Annotated in this window: 14 protein-coding genes and 1 riboswitch; of the genes, 3 read left to right on the plus strand and 11 right to left on the minus strand. The window is 71.7% G+C overall.

Annotation, left to right across the window (positions count from 1 at the left end):
- Positions 1-13: 13 nt before the first annotated feature.
- The gene (locus tag ACFQU3_RS05140) at positions 14-370 is read left to right on the plus strand and encodes a VOC family protein (RefSeq protein ID WP_385907429.1); all 357 of its coding nucleotides are present in this window, start codon (positions 14-16) and stop codon (positions 368-370) included.
- A 3-nt stretch (positions 371-373) separates the two neighbouring features.
- On the opposite strand, the gene ACFQU3_RS05145 is transcribed toward ACFQU3_RS05140, so the two are convergent.
- Both ACFQU3_RS05145 and ACFQU3_RS05150 read right to left on the minus strand, forming a co-directional pair.
- Positions 374-1411, minus strand: coding sequence for an LD-carboxypeptidase (locus ACFQU3_RS05145; protein WP_385907431.1), 1038 nt, complete (start codon positions 1409-1411; stop codon positions 374-376).
- 177 nt (positions 1412-1588) lie between these two features.
- A complete protein-coding gene (locus ACFQU3_RS05150; protein ID WP_385907433.1) occupies positions 1589-2905 on the minus strand; it encodes a bifunctional o-acetylhomoserine/o-acetylserine sulfhydrylase in 1317 nt (438 codons plus the stop codon).
- A 95-nt stretch (positions 2906-3000) separates the two neighbouring features.
- A riboswitch (SAM riboswitch) is annotated at positions 3001-3120 on the minus strand.
- Positions 3121-3262: 142 nt separating this feature from the next.
- Here ACFQU3_RS05150 and ACFQU3_RS05155 point away from each other — a divergent pair.
- Positions 3263-4426, plus strand: a complete 1164-nt coding sequence (locus ACFQU3_RS05155; protein ID WP_385907435.1) for an acyl-CoA dehydrogenase family protein — start codon at positions 3263-3265, stop codon at positions 4424-4426.
- A gap of 47 nt (positions 4427-4473) precedes the next feature.
- Here ACFQU3_RS05155 and ACFQU3_RS05160 read toward each other — a convergent pair whose 3' ends face one another.
- The 9 genes from ACFQU3_RS05160 to ACFQU3_RS05200 all read right to left on the minus strand — a co-directional run bounded on the left by ACFQU3_RS05160 (position 4474) and on the right by ACFQU3_RS05200 (position 16146).
- Positions 4474-5682 carry a hypothetical protein gene (locus tag ACFQU3_RS05160; protein WP_385907437.1) on the minus strand — a complete coding sequence of 403 codons (1209 nt, stop codon included), beginning with the start codon at positions 5680-5682 and terminating at the stop codon, positions 4474-4476.
- A gap of 49 nt (positions 5683-5731) precedes the next feature.
- The gene (locus tag ACFQU3_RS05165) at positions 5732-8581 is read right to left on the minus strand and encodes a beta-L-arabinofuranosidase domain-containing protein (protein WP_385907439.1); all 2850 of its coding nucleotides are present in this window, start codon (positions 8579-8581) and stop codon (positions 5732-5734) included.
- A 291-nt stretch (positions 8582-8872) separates the two neighbouring features.
- Positions 8873-10378: an aldehyde dehydrogenase (NADP(+)) gene (locus tag ACFQU3_RS05170; RefSeq protein ID WP_385907441.1), complete on the minus strand. Its 1506-nt coding sequence runs from the start codon at positions 10376-10378 to the stop codon at positions 8873-8875.
- A 26-nt stretch (positions 10379-10404) separates the two neighbouring features.
- Positions 10405-11436 carry a proline racemase family protein gene (locus tag ACFQU3_RS05175; protein WP_385907442.1) on the minus strand — a complete coding sequence of 344 codons (1032 nt, stop codon included), beginning with the start codon at positions 11434-11436 and terminating at the stop codon, positions 10405-10407.
- On the minus strand, positions 11433-12350 hold the full coding sequence (locus ACFQU3_RS05180) for a dihydrodipicolinate synthase family protein (protein ID WP_385907444.1): 918 nt from the start codon (positions 12348-12350) through the stop codon (positions 11433-11435). Before ACFQU3_RS05180 ends, ACFQU3_RS05175 begins: the two co-directional genes overlap by 4 nt.
- Positions 12347-13834, minus strand: a complete 1488-nt coding sequence (locus ACFQU3_RS05185) for an FAD-dependent oxidoreductase (protein WP_385907446.1) — start codon at positions 13832-13834, stop codon at positions 12347-12349. The genes ACFQU3_RS05180 and ACFQU3_RS05185 overlap by 4 nt, the downstream gene beginning before the upstream one ends.
- Positions 13831-14145: a (2Fe-2S)-binding protein gene (locus ACFQU3_RS05190; RefSeq protein ID WP_385907448.1), complete on the minus strand. Its 315-nt coding sequence runs from the start codon at positions 14143-14145 to the stop codon at positions 13831-13833. The genes ACFQU3_RS05185 and ACFQU3_RS05190 overlap by 4 nt, the downstream gene beginning before the upstream one ends.
- Positions 14142-15350, minus strand: a complete 1209-nt coding sequence (locus ACFQU3_RS05195) for an NAD(P)/FAD-dependent oxidoreductase (protein WP_385907450.1) — start codon at positions 15348-15350, stop codon at positions 14142-14144. Before ACFQU3_RS05195 ends, ACFQU3_RS05190 begins: the two co-directional genes overlap by 4 nt.
- A 115-nt stretch (positions 15351-15465) precedes the next feature.
- Positions 15466-16146, minus strand: a complete 681-nt coding sequence (locus ACFQU3_RS05200; RefSeq protein ID WP_385907452.1) for a GntR family transcriptional regulator — start codon at positions 16144-16146, stop codon at positions 15466-15468.
- 317 nt (positions 16147-16463) lie between these two features.
- On the opposite strand from ACFQU3_RS05200, the gene ACFQU3_RS05205 reads away from it, so the two are divergent.
- On the plus strand, positions 16464-18500 hold the full coding sequence (locus ACFQU3_RS05205) for a glycoside hydrolase family 127 protein (protein WP_385907454.1): 2037 nt from the start codon (positions 16464-16466) through the stop codon (positions 18498-18500).
- Positions 18501-18512 lie beyond the last annotated feature (12 nt).

The raw sequence follows: 18512 nt of genomic DNA on the forward strand, positions 1-18512 counted from the left end.
CTACCGTGGTGCGATGACCGTCGACCTCTTCGCGGGAATCCCCGTCAGCGACTACCAGCACGCGCTCGCTTGGTACGAGAGGCTGCTGGGCAGCCCGCCGGTCTTCTTCCCGAACGACACGGAGGCGGTGTGGGAGCTCGCCGAGCACCGCTACCTCTACGTCGAGGACCTCCCGGAGAAGGCGGGGCACGCGATGGTGACGGTGTTCGTCGAGGACCTCGACGAGCGCCTCGACGGCATCGCGGTCCGAGGCATCGATCCCGCGTCACGGGAGACGTACGAGAACGGCGTGCGCAAGGTGACCTTCCGGGACGCCGACGGCAACGAGATCGGCTTCGGGGGAGGGCCCGCCGAGGCCGACGGCTCCTGAACGTCAGAGCAGGCGTTGGGTGACCGTGTGCGTGTCGCCGTCGTGCACGAGCCGCGTCGACGCGCCCTGCACGAGCGCGAGGAACGGCGCCACGTGCCCGCACTCGACGTCGGCGACAATCGGCACCCCGAGGCCGCCGAGCGCGTCGCGCACGGCGTCGTTCTGGGTGAAGCCGTTGGGCTCCGGCGCCTTCGTGCGTGACACGACGATGCCGGAGGCGGCGTCGAACCAGCCTTGCAGGCGCATCGCGTGGAGCGCGCGACAGATGTCGTAGGACCCCCACTCGGCGATGTCGAGCAGCACGACGAGCCCCTCGGGGGCGTGCCGCTCGGCGAACGCCCGGATGTCGGCGAACCGCCCGCCGGCGAGGAAGCTCAGCGTCTCGACGCAACCGCCGACGAGGCGTCCGGAGAAGGTGACCGGATGGTCCTCCTGGCCGGGGTCGATGCGCGTCCACGTCCCGCGGCCGTCGAGCGTCAGCTCGGTGATCGTCGGGTTGCCGGCGTAGTCGTCCCAGCCGCCGGCGCGGTAGCGACCGGGGGAGCGCTGGACCAGCTCGTCACCCGCGGAGGCGGCCGCGACCTCGACCCAGTGGCGCATGCCGTCCGGCAGGGCGTACGGCGTGTCCATGAGGTTCTGCCCGTGGATCGTCGCGATACCGGTGGTCAGGGTCAGCGGTGTCAGCCAGGTCGACGTGTCGGAGAACCCGACGCACCACGTCGGCTCGGCCGCCGCCACGGCGTCGAGGTCGAGCAGGTCGAGCAGGTCGATGCCCGTCTCCCCGCCCCACGGCGGCACCACCGCGCGGATGGCCGGGTCGAGGAGCATCGCCATGAGCTCGGCCGCGCGCTGCTCGCGTGGCCCGCTCGTGTGGTCCGGGGCGTGGTTCAACGCGCCCACGACGACCTGGAAACCCCTGTCGCGCAGGCACTCCACGGCATACTCGAACCGCGGCCAGAGGGCGTCGGAGACGCCCGAGCTCGGTGAGGTGACCCCGATGCGGTCGCCGGGACGCAGGGGAGCGGGGTAGCGGATCGGCATGCCTCACATCGTGCCAGCCCACCCCACCCGTCGAGAGGCCAGTTCTCGTGGGCCCCACCCGTCGAGAGGCCACCTCTCGTAGGCCCCGCCTGGTCGAGAGGCGGATCCGCGTCGCGTGACGTGGCCTCTCGACCGCGGCGACCCCGCAGAAGGTGGCCTCTCGACGGTGGGGGCGGGTCAGGCCTTCGCGGCGGTGAAGCCCTGCTCGAGGTCGGCGATGATGTCGTCGATGTGCTCGATGCCGACCGACAGGCGCACGAGACCGGGCGTGACGCCGGCGGCGAGACGGTCCTCGTCGGGGCCCTGCGAGTGCGTCGTCGACGCGGGGTGGATGACGAGCGATCGCACGTCGCCGATGTTGGCGACGTGGCTGTGCAGGCTCAGTGCCTCGACGAACCTCTTGCCGGCCTCGAGGCCGCCCACGATCTCGAAGGAGAGCACCGCACCTGCCCCGCGCGGGGTGTACTTCTCCGCAAGGTCGTGGAACGGGCTGTCGGGCAGGGACGCCCAGACGACGTGCTCGACCTGCTCGTGCCCCTGGAGGTAGGCCGCGACCCGGTGGGCGTTCTCGATGTGGCGCTCGATGCGCAACGACAGCGTCTCGAGGCCCTGCGCGATGAGGAACGCGTTGAACGGCGAGGCCGCCGGCCCCAGGTCGCGCAGCAGCTGGACGCGTGCCTTGAGGATGAAGGCGAGGTTCGCGCCCAGCGGGCTGCCGACGCCGAGGTCACGTGCGAAGACGAGCCCGTGGTAGCTCTCCTCGGGCGTGTTGTAGTTCGGGAACTTCTCGGGGTCCTTGCCGTAGTCGAAGGCGCCCGAGTCCACGATGACGCCGGCGATCGAGGTGCCGTGCCCGCCGAGGTACTTCGTCGCCGAGTGCACGACGACGTCGGCACCCCACTCGATCGGTCGGATGAGGAAAGGAGTCGCGACCGTGTTGTCCACGACGAGCGGCACGCCGTGCTCGTGGGCAAGCGCAGCGACGGCCTCGATGTCGAGGATCTCCGACTTGGGGTTGGCGATCGTCTCGCCGAACAGCAGCTTGGTGTTCGGCCTGATCGCGACCCGCCACGAGTCGATCGACGTCGGGTCCTCGACGAATCCGACCTCGATGCCGAACTTCGGCAGCGTGTGCTTGAAGAGGTTGAAGGTGCCGCCGTAGAGGCTCGGCGAGACGACGACATGGTCGCCAGCCTCGGCGATGTTGAGGACCGCCAGCGTCTCGGCGGCCTGTCCTGACGCGACGAGGAGCGCACCGACGCCGCCCTCGAGCGCCGCGATGCGCTGTTCGACGACGTCGGTCGTCGGGTTCATGAGGCGGGTGTAGATGTTGCCGAACTCCTTGAGCCCGAACAGGTTTGCGGCATGGTCGGTGTCGTTGAAGACGTAGCTCGTCGTCTGGTAGATCGGCAGCGCACGAGCGCCCGTCGCACTGTCTGCGCTCTGTCCGGCGTGGATCTGCTTGGTCTCGAAGGACCAGTGGGGCTGGGTCATCGACGTCCTGCTCTTCCTGGGTCGTGTCGATGACCGGGCCCCGACAACCTCGTCGACGTGGCCCGGTGCACCGACGAGTCGGTGCGGAAAAGGAGTCTCCGCGCTTGCCCGCGCGCCGGGTGGCGACGACGGGCCAGGTCCTCACCCGGGGCACCCCGCCGCGGTGGGAGGGTTGCCGGCCAGCGAGCCGGGGCCAAGCGCTGGCACTCATGACCTGTCGGCGAGTCTACGTATGGCTGTCCGGCTGGTGGGAGCGCCTGTCCTCATCGTGGACGCGGAAGGCTCGGCGCCGAGTGCCCCGTGGCGTCGATCACTAGGACGTCCTACTATTCCGAACTCGCGAGTAGGATCGCGCTCGTGAGCACGAATTCCGACTTCGACCTGTTCCGGACCAGCGAGGACCACGAGGCCCTGAGAGGCGCCGTACGCGCGGTCGCCGAGGACAAGATCGCGCCGTATGCCGCCGCCGTCGACGAAGAGGCGCGCTACCCCCAGGAGGCGCACGACGCCCTCGTCGCCTCCGACTTCTTCGCGCCCCACGTCCCCGAGGAGTACGACGGGGTCGGGGCCGACGCCCTCGCGACGTGCATCGTCATCGAGGAGGTGGCGCGCGTCGACGCCTCCGCCTCCCTCATCCCGGCCGTCAACAAGCTGGGCTCGCTGCCGCTCATCCTCGACGGCAGCGATGCTCTCAAGCAGCGCTACCTCCCGCCGCTGGCCAAGGGGGAGACGACCTTCTCCTACGGCCTGTCCGAGCGCGAGGCCGGCTCCGACACCGCGTCGATGAAGTGCCGCGCGCGCCAGGACGGTGACGACTGGGTCCTGTCCGGGCAGAAGTCGTGGATCACGAACGCCGGTGTGTCCGAGTACTACACGGTCCTCGCGGTCACCGATCCCGACGGTCCCCGCGGCGGCAACGTCACGGCATTCGTCGTCGAGAGGTCTGACGAGGGGTTCACCTTCGGTGAGAAGGAGCGCAAGCTCGGGATCAAGGGAAGCCCCACCCGCGAGCTGCACTTCGACAACGTCCGCATCCCCGGTGACCGCGTCGTGGGGCAGGTCGGCGACGGGCTCAAGCTCGCGCTGCGCACCCTCGACCACACCCGTGTCACCATCGGCGCCCAGGCCGTCGGGATCGCCCAGGGCGCGCTCGACCAGGCCATCGCGTACGTCAAGGACCGCAAGCAGTTCGGCACGCGCATCGCGGACTTCCAGGGCATCCAGTTCATGCTCGCCGACATGGCGATGGAGCTCGAGGCGGCACGCCAGATGGTCTACGTCGCGGCGGCCAAGTCCGAGCGCGGCGACAAGGACCTGGCCTTCTTCGGCGCGGCCGCGAAGTGCTACGCCTCTGACGCGGCCATGAAGATCACGACGGACGCCGTGCAGCTGCTGGGCGGCGCGGGCTACACGCGCGACTTCCCGCTCGAGCGGATGATGCGTGACGCGAAGATCACCCAGATCTACGAGGGCACCAACCAGGTCCAGCGCATCGTCATGGCCCGCTCGCTGCTCAAGTAGGAGGCGGGTGGTGGACGCGGCGGCTCACCGGCACGTCCACCACCCGGTCAGGACGCGGCTGCCGAAAGACGCCCGGGCGTGATCCGGACCGTGTCGCCCGTCGCCGTGCTCGACGTCACCGTTACGGACGTGCCCGAGTCGGGGTCGGTCCACGTGAGGCCCGCCTGCAGCGGCGCGTCATCGAGTCCCAGGGCCGTGCCGGGGGTCGTGTCGACCACGCGCACCGGCCCGCGTCCGGTGGCGACCGCCGTGTCGACGAGGTAGACGAGCACTCCGGACGCCGCGATCTCCCGGTCGTAGCGCAGCGGCTTGCGCGACTCCAGCACGAGCGCCCGACTGCCCCCGAGCGGCAGCACGGCCATCGCCGTGCCCCGACCCACCTCGACGGCGGTGAGGCGCACGGTGGTGTCGCGGTCGGGACCCAGGCAGGCCACCTCGCCGTCCCGGAGCCAGCCGAGCATCCACCGGTGCCACGCCAGGTACTCCGGCGCCTGGCCCGAGATGAGGCCCATGAGGTCCCAGCCGCCGACGGCCGCGTGGTAGTTCGGCGGGTCGCTTCCCGGCGCGGGGTCGAACGTGTAGAGGTCGGGCAGCCCGAGGGTGTGCCCGCTCTCGTGGGCGAGCACCAGGCCGCCCCACCTCCACTGGTCGTAGCCGAACGTGATGGCGTGGGTCAGATGGTTGCCGTCGGCCGTCACGTCGAGGAAGTTCGTCGTCGGCGAGTACGTGATGTCCCTCGCCGCCTCCGTCGCGACGACCCACACGACGTCGACATCGGCGAAGTCGTAGACCGGGTCGGCTGCGCGGATCGCGTCCTCGATGTAGCGCACGTGGTCCTCATAGCTGAGGCCGCGTTCGAAGGGGTAGTCCGTCGACGGCCGCGGCATCCGGACCCAGCGATCGCTCGAGCGCGCCGTGACCTCGAGGGCGCCACGCGAGAGCGTGTTGAGGTAGTCGATGCCGGGCGCGAGGTTGCTCTCGGCCTTGAGCAGCGACCCGCGCGGGGCGGGGGCGTCTTGGAAGTCGACGAAGATCATTGCCGCGCGGAGCTTTCCCCGTGCGGGCAGGGCCTGCTCCGCCACTGGGAAGCCCTCGGCGAGATCGGTCTGGGTCGTGGCGACACGGCACGCCTGGGCCGGCGCGAGGATGCCTGCCAGTGCCGAGGGTGCGGGGGCAGCGGCCGAACCGGGCGGCGCCGCGACGGTCAGCGAGGCTCCGACCGCCACTGCGGCCAGTGCGGAAAGGATGGGTCTCACGATGGCTCCTTGGAGTGGAAGGTCGCGGGCAGTCGCGCGCCGGCCGGGCTCACGCCGGCCTCATCGGCGCGGAGGCGGCGGCACGGCGTACGGTCGTGGCCTCGTCGGCCGTCAGGAGGCCGGCCTGGGTCCAGGTCGCGGTCGTGTTCGCGACGGCACGCTCGAACGCCTTCTTGTTCTTGAACGGCGCGAGGGACCAGAGGGCATCGAGGAAGCTGCGACCGTCATCGTCGCGGCGGTTCTCGACGCCGGAGTCCTGCCCCGCGAAGACGATCGTCGGTTCGGTCCGCCTGACGTATGCGTGGTAGGGCTCCGGATTGCCGAGGTAGAACGGCTCGAACCGGATCCCGTTGGTCTCGAACGTCATCGGGCTCGTACCGGGCTTCACCACCGCCCCGAGGTCGCCCGACAGCGGTAGGTCGCCATACAGTCCGACCGGCAGCCAGCTCGTCGCCTGGGACTTGCCGATGAGGGCCACCGGACCGTAGAGCAGCGCCTGCACGCTCGGGTCGTCGAGGGCCTGCTCGACGCGGACGGCATACGGGAAGGTGACCGTGACCCGGTCGCCCGAGCGCCACGAGCGCAGCAGCCGCGCGTAGCCGTCCGAGCCCACCTCCACCCACTGGCGTTGACCGTTGACGGCCACCGTGAAGCCGTCCCCCGACCAGGACGGGACGCGAAGCCGGAGGTCGAGCCGGCCGCTGCCCGTCACGGTCAGCGTGCTCGACTGGGAGCGCGGGTAGTCGCCGGTCTGCGTGACCGTCATCGCGCGCTCGGACCACGTCAGCGTCGACGGGATGTAGAGGTTGACCCAGAGCACGTCGTCCTGAGGCGACCGGAAGTAGATCGAGTCCTGGTACTTCGTGTGGTTCTCCAGTCCCGTTCCGCCGCAGCAGGTTCCGGTGTTGCCGTAGCCTCGCGTGGCGCCCGGGCCCACCGGCACCATGTAGTTGACGAGGGGGTCCGTCGTGCTGTCGGCGTCCTGGCGTGAGGCGAGGATCTGGTTGACGAGCGCCTTCTCGTAGTAGTCCATGAACCGCGCGTCGGGTGCGTGGAAGAAGAGGTTCCGCGCAACCTTGAGCATGTTGTAGGCGGCGCAGGACTCGGCGTTCGTCGTCGTGACGATGGTGCCCGCGATGACGTCGCGCTTGCGGAAGACCTCGCCCTGCCCGGTACCGCCGTGCGCGTACGCCCGGTGGGGTACGACCATGTCGAAGAAGTGACGCGTCGCCTCCCGGTACGAGGTGTCGCCCCCCTGCTCGAAGACGCGCAGGTAGCCGATGAACTGGGGGATGTGCTGGTTGGCGTGCTTGCCCTCGAGGGTGTCGCGGTCGGCTGCGCAGTCGGCCAGCAGCGTCGTGTTGTCGAAGCAGCGTGCCGTCTGCATGAACCGTTCGTCGCCGGTGAGCGAGTAGAGGTCTGCCATCACCTCGTTCATGCCGCCGTACTCGCCGGCGATGTAGAGGGCCCACATCCGGTCGAGCTGCTCACGGGGGAGCGTGCTGAGCCGGCTGTGCACCCACTCGCCCATGCGCCTGACCACCTCGAGCGCTGTGGCGTTCCCGGTCAGGGTGTGGGCGTCGAGGAGGCCGCGCATGATCTTGTGGCACGTGTAGTACGGCGCCCAGATGGCGGGGTAGGTGACGTACTGCTCGAGCTTGATGAACTGCGTCTCCGGGTATGCCGCAAGGTAGCCGGGGTGGCTCGGCCCGGCCGGTCCGCCTTCGCCGGTCACCATGGAGGCGTCCCACGAGCGGCCGGAGGAGTCGCCGACCGTGACACCCGAGGTCTCGTCGAAGCGGTACCACGCGACGTCTCCGCCGGCGCCGCCGCCGGGCGTGGTGACGAGCTGGGCGATCTCGGCGGCAGCGAGGGCACGGCTGTGGATGGTCACGTCGTCGACGGTGCCGGCGAGCATCGCGTCACCGTACTGCGAGCGGCCGATCCAGTTGTTCTTGGGCGCACCGAGGTCGGCGGGCGAGAGCGTCATGGCCGTGTTGGTGCCGGCGACGGCCCCGTCGACGTAGAGAGTGCCGACCTGCCCGCTCATGGTCACGGCGAGGTGGGTCCACCGATCGGTCTCGAGTCGGCTCGTGCCGTTGATCCGCTGCTCGCCTCCACCGCCCGTGCGGGTGATGGCGAACCGGGGCCCGGAGCCGGCGTCGATCGTGAGGAACATGTTGGATGTCGTTCCCGTGCCGAAGTCGAAGGCTCGTGACCACGTGCGCAGCTCGTGCAGGTTGAGCCACATCGAGATCGTGAAGTCGTGCAGGCCGTCGATGGTCGCGTCGGGCAGGCCGACGTACTGACCGTCACCCGAGAGGACGAGGCCGTTGCCGAACCTCCCTGTGCCCCACGTCGCCGGTGGGGGTGGCGTGCCAGGCTGGCCGACCTTGGCGTCGAAGGCCAGCTGGCACTCCTGCAGGCCCGCCACGACCTCGTCGAGCGTGTCCTTGAAGACGGCTTCCCCAGTGCCGGCCCATGCCTGCGCGAGCATCGACATGAGGTGCCCGCTGTAGTGTCCGCGGAGGTTGCCCGTGGCGTCGTCCCAACCGCCCGGCGGCTGCGCACCGCGGGTGTCCAGTCCGGCGGCCGCCCGGAAGTTGCTGAGGATCCGGTCGGCGGGGTAGGCGCGGGCGTACGCCAGCATCCGGTCGCGCTTCTCGGTGAAGATGCTGGGCCGCAGCTGCACGGAGTCGAGGTCGAACGGCAGCGCGGTCCACGAACGGGGGACCGGAAGCCCGTTCACCGTGCGCGAGGCGGCGGCCGCGGCGCTCGCCGTCCCGCTCGTCATGGTTGCGCCGGCAGCAGTCGCGCCTGCGCCCGCCACGGCCACGGCGCCCGCTGACGCTGCCCCGTAGCGCAGGACCTGGCGTCGAGAGAAGGTGTTGCTCGTCATGCGTCGTCTCCTTCGTCGTCGGAGGATCGACCGGCGCGCGCGCACCTCCGCCTGGGCCGCCATGGCGGCCGGGGGCAGGACGGGACGGGCGGAAGCGCGGGTGCCCGGTGGTTCCAGCCTCAGGATCGGGCGAGCGTCCGGGTGCGGGCGTCCGACGGACGTCCCTGTCGCCACCGGGCGGGGCGACGCACTCACCGATGTGAGCAATACCATATGATATGTCACACACTGTGGTCAATGGGGGCTCCTGGCTCGGCGCCGTGAAGGCCGCGTCACCCCGTCAGGGGCGGATCACCAGCGGGCGGACTCGCCTGCGGCACAAAAGGATCGGGGCACGTCCCAGGGGTTCTCGTCGCGCAGAGGGGCCGGGAGGAGAACCTGGGGAGCTCCTTGGAAGGCGACACCGCGCTGGAAGCGACCGACCGCGGCGGTTCCGACCGACGTCGCGTCCGTCGTCGTGGCCGGCCAGGGGCCTCCGTGCTGCATGGCCGGAGTGACCGCCACACCCGTCGGCCACCCACGGAAGAGCACTCGGCCCGAGGTGCGCGCCATGACGCGGACGAGCCGGTCGAGGTGCGGGCCGACCTCCCCCGTGCCGAGGTGCACGGTGCTCGTGAGGTTGCCGGGGAACAGGTCGGCCACGACAGCGGCGAGGTCGCTCCGGGCGGGGACCTCGACGAGGATCGACAGCGGGCCGAAGGCCTCGTCGAGCAGGGTGTCGGGGTGGTTGCGCAGGGTCGCGAGCGACACGGCGAGGAAGGTCGGTGTCACCCAGGCCTGACCGTCGTCGTCGCGCCGGACCGACCCGGCGTGCACGACGCGCACGCCGGCCGTGGCGAGCACCGCCGCGCGCCGGGCGACGTAGCCGTCGGCGATGGCGGGGTTGAGCAGGCGGTGCTCCGGCACCTCGGATGCCGCCTCGGCGATCACGGTGTCAACCACCGATCCCTCTGGCACGAGCAGGAACCCGGGCTTCGTGCAGAGCTGACCCGCGGATCCGGAGACGCTCGCGACATAGCCACGCAGCAGGTCGTCGCCGCCCTCGGACAGGGCGGCCGCCGTGACGACGACGGGGTTGACGCTGCCGAGCTCGCCGAAGAACGGGATGGGATGGGGGCGGGACGCGGCCACCCCGGCCAGGAGGCGCCCGGCGCGCAGCGAGCCGGTGAAGGACGCGGCCCGGACCCCCGGGTGGCGCAGCACCTCGAGGCCCGTCTCCTGGCCCTCGACGAGCTGCAGCACCCCGTCGGGCAGGCCTGCATCGACGAGCGCCGTCGCGACGAGGTCGGCGACACGACGCGAGAGGCGCGGGTGGCCCGGGTGCGTCTTGACGACGACGGGGCAGCCGGCAGCCAGCGCCGACGCCGTGTCGCCACCGGCCACCGAGAAGGCGAAGGGGAAGTTGCTCGCCGCGAACACGAGGACCGGGCCCACGGGAACCATGACGCGGCGCAGGTCGTCGCGCGGCACGCCGAGCGCGTAGTCGGGATCGGCCTCGTCGATCCGGGCGTCGAGGTAGGCCCCCTGCTCCACGACGCGCGCGAAGAGCCCGAGCTGGACACGGGTGCGTCGCAGCTCGCCCGCGAGCCGCGCAGGGAGCAGGCCGGTCTCGGCCTCGGCGATCCCGATGAGCTCGTCGGCGTGCTCACCGAGGGCGCGGGCGGCGCCGTCCAGCGCGGCGGCGCGCACGGCGGGTGCGAGGTCGGGCAGGACGTCGAAGGCGCGCTGGGCCCTCGCGACGACGTCGTCGACGCGTGTGGACGCCGCCGGGCGTGGGTGGATGTGGGTCGTGGTCACGGGTGCTCCTCGGGTGCCGTCGCGGTTCAGAACGCGAACCCGGCGGGGAAGGGGTCGGTGGGGTCGAGCAGGTAGCGGGCCGACCCCGTGACCCACGCCCGGCCGGTGATGGTGGGGACGACTGCCGGGATGCCGGCCACCTCGGTCTCGGCGACGAGGCGGCCGACGAAGCGGCTGCCGATGAACGACTCGTTGACGAAGTCGGTGTCGAGGGCGAGGTCGCCGCGCGCCCACAGCTCGGCCATCCGGGCGGACGTGCCCGTGCCGCAGGGCGACCGGTCGAACCAGCCGGGGTGGATGGCCATGGCGTGGCGCGACAGCGTGGCGTCGGAGCCCGGTGCGATGAACTCGACGTGGTGGCAGTGGTCGACGCCGTCGATGGTCGGGTGGTGAGGCGGCGCATTGGTGTTGATCGCGTCCATGATGGCCAGGCCCGCTGCGAGCACGTCGTCCTGGTGCGCGCGGTCGAAGGGCAGGCCGACGGCGTCCAGGTCGACCATGGCGTAGAAGTTGCCGCCGAAGGCGAGGCTGTAGGGGACGTCCCCGAGCCCGGGCACGGCCACCGTGTCGTCGAGGCGCACCACGAAGCTGGGGACGTTCTCGATGGTCACGGAGTCCGCGTGACCGTTGCTGACGGCCACCCGGGCGATGACGAGGCCGGCGGGTGTGTCGAGCCGGATCGTCGTCACCGGCTCGACGACCTCGACGAGCCCGGTCTCGACGAGCACCGTGGCGACGCCGATCGTCCCGTGGCCGCACATCGGCAGGCAGCCTGACACCTCGATGTAGACCACGCCCCAGTCGCAGTCCTGCCGCGTCGGTGGCTGCAGGATCGCGCCGCTCATGGCGGCGTGGCCGCGCGGCTCGAGGACGAGCAGCTGCCTGATCTCGTCGAGGTGCTCGATGAAGTGCAGCCGCTTGTCGTTCATCGTCGCTCCCGGGATCACGCCGACGCCGTCGGTGACGACACGCGTCGGCATGCCCTCCGTGTGCGAGTCGACGGCGGTGAACGACAGGGTGCCCGGCCTGAGCCGGACCTGTGGGTCCCCGGCGCTCATCGGGAGGCGAGGTAGGACAGGGCCTTCTCGGTGTCCTTGCGCACCTGGGCCTCGTGCTCCGGGCTGAGCGGTCCGCGCGGGGGACGGGTGCGTCCGCCCTTGCTGTGACCGGCGATGTCGATCGACAGCTTGATCGCCTGGACGAACTCGGTGCGGGAGTCCCAACGGAAGACGGCCACCAGGTGCGAGTAGAGCTCACGGGCCTCGGCGATCCGGCCCTCCCGGACGAGCGTGTAGATCTCGACGGCCTCGCGCGGGAAGGCGTTGGGGTAGCCGGCGAACCAGCCGACCGCGCCCGCGACGAGGGACTCGAAGAGCAGGTCGTCGGCACCGGCGATGACGTCGATGTCGGCGACCTCCTTGATCTCGAGCACCCGGCGGATGTCGCCGGAGAACTCCTTGATCGCGACGACGTTCTCGAGCTGCGCGATCTCGGCGACGAGGTCGGGCGTCAGGTCGACCTTGGTATCGAACGGGTTGTTGTAGGCCATGATCGGCAGCCCGACCTCGTTGACCCGTGCGTAGTGCTCGACGACCTCGGATCGGTTGGCGCGGTAGATGGTCGGCGGCAGCAGGAGGACGCCGTCGGCGCCGTCCTCGGCGGCGAGGTGAGCCCAGTGCTGGGCCTGGTGCCAGCCGACGCCGTGGACGCCGGCGACGACGATGCCGCGTCCGCCCACGGCCTCGACGGCGACCTGGACGACGCGGCGGCGCTCCTCGTCGGTGAGGGACGAGTACTCGCCGAGCGAGCCGTTCGGGCCCACGCCGCGGCACCCGTTGTCGATGAGGAAGCTGCAGTGCTCGGCGTACCGGTCGTAGTCGACGGTGAGGCCGGCGGGTGCCGACTCGTCCTCCGTGAAGGGGAGCGTCGTCGCGACGACGACGCCGCCGAGGTCGAAGGGGGTGGTGCTCACGGGGTGTCCTTCCGTTCTGGGGTGGGGTGCTCGTCGCCGGGACGGGTGCCGGGCGACGTGGTGGTGCGGCTGGTGGGTGGCGGCGACCCTGCGCGGGCGAGGTCGCCGAGCCGGACGGGAGTGACGACGGGACGCGCTTCGAGCGCGCCGGGCGCGCCGAGCAGTGCGGACACCGCGGGGGAGCACATGCGCCCCTGGCAGATGCCGAGGCCGGCACGCGAGGTGAGCTTGACCGAGACGGGGTCGGTCGAGGCGGTGAGTGCCACGGTCTCGCGCAGTCGGCCGGCGGTGACCTCCTCGCAGCGGCACACGATGGTGTCGTCGCGCAGCCACGAGACCCACCCGGGCCGGATGCCGTGTGCCCGGGCGAGCCGGGCCGCGACCTCCCGCGTCGCCCGCCGCCGTTTCACCGCGCGTCGTGCGTCGGGGGTGGCCGGGTCGCCGCCGGCGGCGTCGTGACCCGCGAGCCAGCCCTCGGCGAGCGCGGCGTCCACGCCGCCGATGCCGGTCGTCTCGCCGGCAGCCCACACGCCGGGGCTGCTGGTGCGCTGACGGTCGTCGACGGACACGAAACGGGATGGCGTGATCCGCGTGCCCAGGGCGATGGCGATCTCCAGGCGGGGGGTGAAGCCGTGGCTGACGCAGACGGCGTCGACCTCGAGCGTGCGTTCGGTGCCTGGGACCGGTGCCCATCCGGCATCGAGCCTCGCGATGGTCACGGCCTCGACGTGGGTCGTCCCGTGGGCCGCGACGACGGCCGAGCCGATGCGGTACGGGATCCGGTGCCGCACGTGCGTGGCGGCGTAGCCGGCGAGCTCGGTGAGCTTGGCGGTGCTGCCCGAGAGCCGCCAAGGGCTCGTGAGCCAGCCACGCGCGAGGGCTCGGGCACTGCTCGCCTCGAGCACCTCGACGACGGAGGTCCCGCGGGCGGCCAGTGTCGCAGCGACGGGCAGGAGGAAGGGACCTGCCCCCGCGACCACGACGCGGTCGCCGACCGCGACTCGGTCGCCCTTGACGAGGGCCTGCGCCGCGCCTGCCGTCGTGACGCCCGGGAGGTCCCAGCCCGGGAAGGGGAGCGTGCGGTCGTGCGCCCCGGTGGCGACGACGACGGCGTCCGGTGCGAGCGTGAGTGCCTCGCGGTCGAGGTCGTCGGGCAGCCCGACGAGGACGTGGAGCCGCTGCCCGTCGTCGTGCTGCTCGGCGGCCCACACCTGGGCGCCCGTCACGACGTCGACGCGCGGGTGTGTGCGCACGGCGTCGTCGAGAGCTCGGTAGGTGCGCCAGCCGTGCTGGACGGACAGGTCGTCGGGTGCTAGGTGGTCGAGGGGCTCGGCGGGATGCCGCCAGTACTGCCCGCCCGTCTGGTCGGCGGCGTCGAGGAGCGTGACGCGAGCCCCGGCCTCGGCCGCTGCACGGGCCGCGGCGAGCCCGGCCGGACCGGCGCCCACGACGGCGACGTGGCGGGGGCCACCGGCGGCGCTCACGGCGTCTCCCGGGGGAGCGTGATGTGCTGGCGGACGACGACGTCGCCGTCGCGCGCCCGTCGGAGGCAGGCGCGGACGTCGGCGAGGCCGTTGACCTCGACGACGCAGTCGAAGCAGACGCCGATGCCGCAGAACAGGCCGCGTGGGGCGTCACCGAAGGACGTCGTGCGCCACGAGGACTCGCCCGCGGCCAGCAGGACTGCCGCGATCGTCTGCCCGGCGCGCCCCGTCACGGGCACGCCGTCGACCGAGACCGTCACCGGGTAGGAGTGCCCGCCACCGACCTGCCCGGCAGGGTTGTCGACGGTCACGAGGCCACGTCCTCGGTGACCACCGGCGCCCCGGTGGGACCCGCGTCCGTGGCCAGGCCCGGGCGTCCGGGACGGAACGGGCGAGGGTCGAGCGCGGGAGACCCGCCCACGAAGAGCTCGGCGAGAAGCTCGCCGGTGGCGGGCGCCAGGCCGATCCCTGCTCCCTCGTGCCCGGTGGCGAACCAGACGCCAGACAGGCGCGTGTCTGAACCGATGACGGGCAGGTGGTCGGGCACGTAGGGCCGGAACCCGAGGTAGGAGCGCATGACGCTCGCGCCTTCGAGGAACGGGAAGAGGCGCAGGGCGCGCTGGGCGACCGCCCGGAGGACCTCGACGCGGAGCCGCCGGTCGAAGCCGACCTGCTCGCGGCTGGACCCGATGAGAACCGTGCCCGCGGCGGTCGACTCGACGACGGCCGAGGCCTGGAGTGCGGCGTCGGCCGACTGGGTGGCGCCGAAGTAGTCACCGTCGTAGACCTTGTGGTGCACGCGGTGCGGCATGCGGGTCGTCACGAGCACCATCCCGCGGCGAGGCCGCACGGGAAGAGACACACCGAGCCGCTCGGCGACGACGCCGGACCACGGCCCGGCCGCGACGACCACGGCATCCGCGTGCAGGACGCCGTCGGTCGTGCGGAGCCCGCGGACGCGGTCACTGCCGGTGAGTGACCCGACGACCTCGCAGCCTGCACGGACGGCGACCCCGCGAAGGCGAGCGGACGCGAGCAGGGCCTCCGTCGCGACGACGGGCTGCACCTGCGCGTCCTCGGGGTAGTGGACGGCCGCTGCCAGCTCAGGGGAGAGGTACGGCTCGAGCTGCAAGGCCTCGGCGAGGGAGACGGTGCGGGCGTCGACGCCGCCCCCGCGCTGCGAGGTCGCGAAGGCACGCAGCGGCTGGGCGCCGGCTTCCGTCGTCGCGGCGACGAGCCCGCCCTTCCGGTCGTACTCGAGGGACGGGAATCGTGGCCCGAGCTCGTCGGCGAGCTCCGCGGCGAGGTCGGGCCAGAGTGCGGACGCGTAGCGGGCCAGGTCGAGCTCCGGGCCGGGGCCCTTGTCGGAGACGAGGATGTTGCCCTCGCCGTGCGCGCTCGTCGCCGTACCCGGTGAGCCGCGGTCGACGAGGGTGACCTGTGCTCCGCGTCCTGCCAGGGCGCGGGCGCAGGCGGCACCGACGATGCCCGCGCCGATGACGACGACGTCGCTCATCTCGCTCCCTTCGGGCTCGGTTTCGGATCTGGGTCTGGTGCGGGCGGCGGCGTGGCTGGCGCGTGACACATCACACCGGAGAATGCGGTGGCCCCGTCGTGCGGCCGGATGGGCTTCAGGCCTCGGCGTGCCCCGCCCACAGGCCGAGGGAGTGGCCGATGTGCCGCTCCATGAGTGCACGTGCCCCGGCGCCGTCACCCGAGGAGAGCAGCTCGAGCAGCTCGTGGTGCTCGTGCGCGGACTCGACGAGCCGGCTCGTGCCGGCGATGGCCGACAGTCCGAGCAGGCGCGCTCGGCTGCGCAGGTCACTGACGATGTCGACCGCGATCGGGTTGCCGAGCATCGCGGTCAGCCGCACGTGGAAGGCCGTGTCTGCCTCCAGGTAGGCGACGAGGTCGCCCGTGCGGGCACCCTCGACGATCCGGTCGGCGCCGCCGCGCAGCTCGGAGAGAGCGGACTTCGGAAAGCTGGCCGCAAGGCGCTCCATGCAGGTGGGCTCGATCATGAGGCGCACCGAGGCGACGTGGCGCAGTGACTCCTCGCTGACGACCGTGATGCGGAAGCCCTTGTTGCGCACGGGCTCGACGTATCCGGACTTCTCGAGCTCGAGGATGGCCTCGCGCACCGGCGTCGCCGAGACGTTGAAGCGCGTGGCGAGGGTCGGGACCGACACGAGCTGGTTCGGGGCCAGCTCACCCGTGACGATGGCGGCGACGAGGGCGCGGCGGACGCGCTCGCGCAGGCTCTCGGTCGGCTCGATGCGTTGGAGCGATCCGGGCGAGGTCGTCGTGCTCATGCAGGGTCCTTCCGCCAGGCGCGGGTGTCGCGGTCGCTCAGAGCGGCCCGACGGTCGGACCCTCAGTAATATCTTACGTAGTACCGCACTACGGCTGTCAAGGCCGTCGCCGTCCAGCTGGCGCCCAAGCGCGCTGGCCCGAAAGCACCCGCCGCCGTCCGCCCAAATTGTGAGGCAGCAGAGCGTGTTTCATTCCTGTGAACGCTAACAAACGGGCCTTCCATCCGCGCCGACCTTGTGGTTGACTCTCCGCCAGCCGCTAACGCTATGTGATCTGTGAAATATCACGTACCAGTGATCGACCCAAAGGAGCCACCGTGCCCGGCCCGACCACCCAGCTGCCTCGGGTGTCACCCCGTAGCGCGCCCCTGCCACCTGAGCCGCCGAGCCGGGCACCCGCCGCGGACGTCACAGGTCCCCTCGGTCGACCGCTCGGCTCCGGGGCCGTGCGGCTCACGTCCGGCCTGCTGGCCGACTGGCAGCAGCGCAACCGGCAGGTGACCGTCCCGCACACGACCCGCGAGGTCGAACGTGCGGGAAACCTCGAGAACTTCCGTCGGCTCGCCGACGACACGAGCTCGCACTACGCCGGGCGCTACCCGTTCCTCGACACGGACGTCTACAAGACCCTCGAGGGTCTCGCCTACGTCATCGCACAGACGGAGCGTGACGCCCGCGACGACGAGCCGGAGGCCGTCGAGGCCAGGCGGTTCTACGAGACGGCCGTCGACCTCGTGGCACGCAGCCAGTCCGACGACGGATACGTGGGGAGCGCCTTCCTCGGCGCCGGCGCCCTGCGCGAACCGTGGTCTGACCTCGCGTGGGGGCACGAGATGTACAACCTCGGGCACCTGACCCAGGCCGCCGTGGCCGCTGCTCGCCAGCTCGGCGACACCCGGCTGCTCGACGTGGCCCGCCGCTTCGCGGACCTCGTCGTGCGGCGCTACGGCGAGGACGGTGAGCCCGCGTACTGCGGCCATCCCGAGGTCGAGATGGCGCTCGTCGAGCTGTACCGCGAGACGGGAGACACGGCATACCTGCGCCAGGCGCGTCTGTTCGTCGACCGCCGCGGCAGCGGCACCCTGACACACACGATCTTCCCGCCCGACTACTTCCAGGACCACGTCCCGCTGCGGGAGCTGTCGTCCGTCACTGGCCATGCGGTGCGCATGGTCTACCTGGCGGCCGGCGCGACGGACGTCGCCCTCGAGACGGGCGACACCGAGCTGCTCGGCCACCTGGGCGTCCTCTGGGACGACATGGTCGCCGCGAAGTCCTACCTCACCGGCGGGCTCGGCGCCCGGCACTCCGACGAGGCGTTCGGGGACCGTTACGAGCTGCCGTCGGAACGCGCCTACGCCGAGACCTGCGCGGCCATCGGCGCCATGCAGTGGGGCTGGCGGCTCTTCGTGGCGACGGGTCGCGCCGACGTCCTCGACACCGTCGAGCGCATCCTCTACAACGCGTACGCGGTCGGCCTCTCGCTCGCGGGCGACGCGTTCTTCTACGACAACCCGCTCCAGCGACGGCCCGACCACGAGCAGCGCTCGGGTGCCGAGTCCGGGGGAGAGCCCCTGCGGCGGGCCTGGTTCGGGTGCCCCTGCTGCCCGCCGAACGTCGTCCGGTGGATGGCCCAGCTCCAGGACCATGTCGCCCTCGCCGACGACACGTCGCTGACGCTCGGCCTCATCACCGCGGGCGTCATCGAGAGCCCGGCCCTCGACGTCGAGGTGCGCACCGCGTACCCCTTCGAGGGCGACGTCGAGATCACCGTGCTGCGGGCGACAGAGGGGCCGGCCACGCTCACCGTGCGGGTGCCGGGGTGGGCGCACGACGCCCGGATCGAGGTCGACGGCGCCGCCCCCACGCCGACCCCTCCCGGCTGGGCACGGCTCGATCGGCGCTGGCGTGCGGGCGACCGCATCCGGCTCACCCTGCCGATGTGCGTCCGCGTCGTCCGCTCCCATCCGTACGTCGACGCGACGCGCGGGGCGGCCGCCGTCCTACGCGGACCCGTCGTGCACTGCGTCGAGCAGCACGACGCCCCGGCGCCGGTCGACGACCTCGTCCTCGTCGGCGCGCGCGAGGCGGCCCCTTCCAGCCCGGACGACCCCGTGCTGCGTCACGCCGTCGAGGGGCTCGTCACGGTGCGGGTCCCCGACGTCGACGACCCCTACCCCGACCTCGACCCCGACCTCGACCCCGACATCGACCCCGACATCGACCCCGATGTCGACCGGGGCGCACCGGCCACCGCCGCGCAGCCCGACGTCGTCCCCGTCCCTCTCGTGCCCTACTTCCTGTGGGGCAACCGAGGACCCGCCGCCATGCGGGTCTGGTTGCGGCGCAGCTGATCCCGCGTCCGT

It is taken from the genome of Terrabacter sp. GCM10028922 (assembly GCF_042666095.1).
Classification (GTDB): domain Bacteria; phylum Actinomycetota; class Actinomycetes; order Actinomycetales; family Dermatophilaceae; genus Terrabacter.

Excerpts from the sequence above, each read along its gene's own strand:
- ACFQU3_RS05200 (WP_385907452.1), bottom strand. The coding sequence starts at position 16,146 with ATGAGCACGACGACCTCGCCCGGATCGCTCCAACGCATCGAGCCGACC.
- ACFQU3_RS05145 (WP_385907431.1), bottom strand. The coding sequence starts at position 1,411 with ATGCCGATCCGCTACCCCGCTCCCCTGCGTCCCGGCGACCGCATCGGG.
- ACFQU3_RS05140 (WP_385907429.1), top strand. The coding sequence starts at position 14 with ATGACCGTCGACCTCTTCGCGGGAATCCCCGTCAGCGACTACCAGCAC.
- ACFQU3_RS05175 (WP_385907442.1), bottom strand. The coding sequence starts at position 11,436 with ATGAGCGCCGGGGACCCACAGGTCCGGCTCAGGCCGGGCACCCTGTCG.
- ACFQU3_RS05150 (WP_385907433.1), bottom strand. The coding sequence starts at position 2,905 with ATGACCCAGCCCCACTGGTCCTTCGAGACCAAGCAGATCCACGCCGGA.
- ACFQU3_RS05195 (WP_385907450.1), bottom strand. The coding sequence starts at position 15,350 with ATGAGCGACGTCGTCGTCATCGGCGCGGGCATCGTCGGTGCCGCCTGC.
- ACFQU3_RS05165 (WP_385907439.1), bottom strand. The coding sequence starts at position 8,581 with ATGACGAGCAACACCTTCTCTCGACGCCAGGTCCTGCGCTACGGGGCA.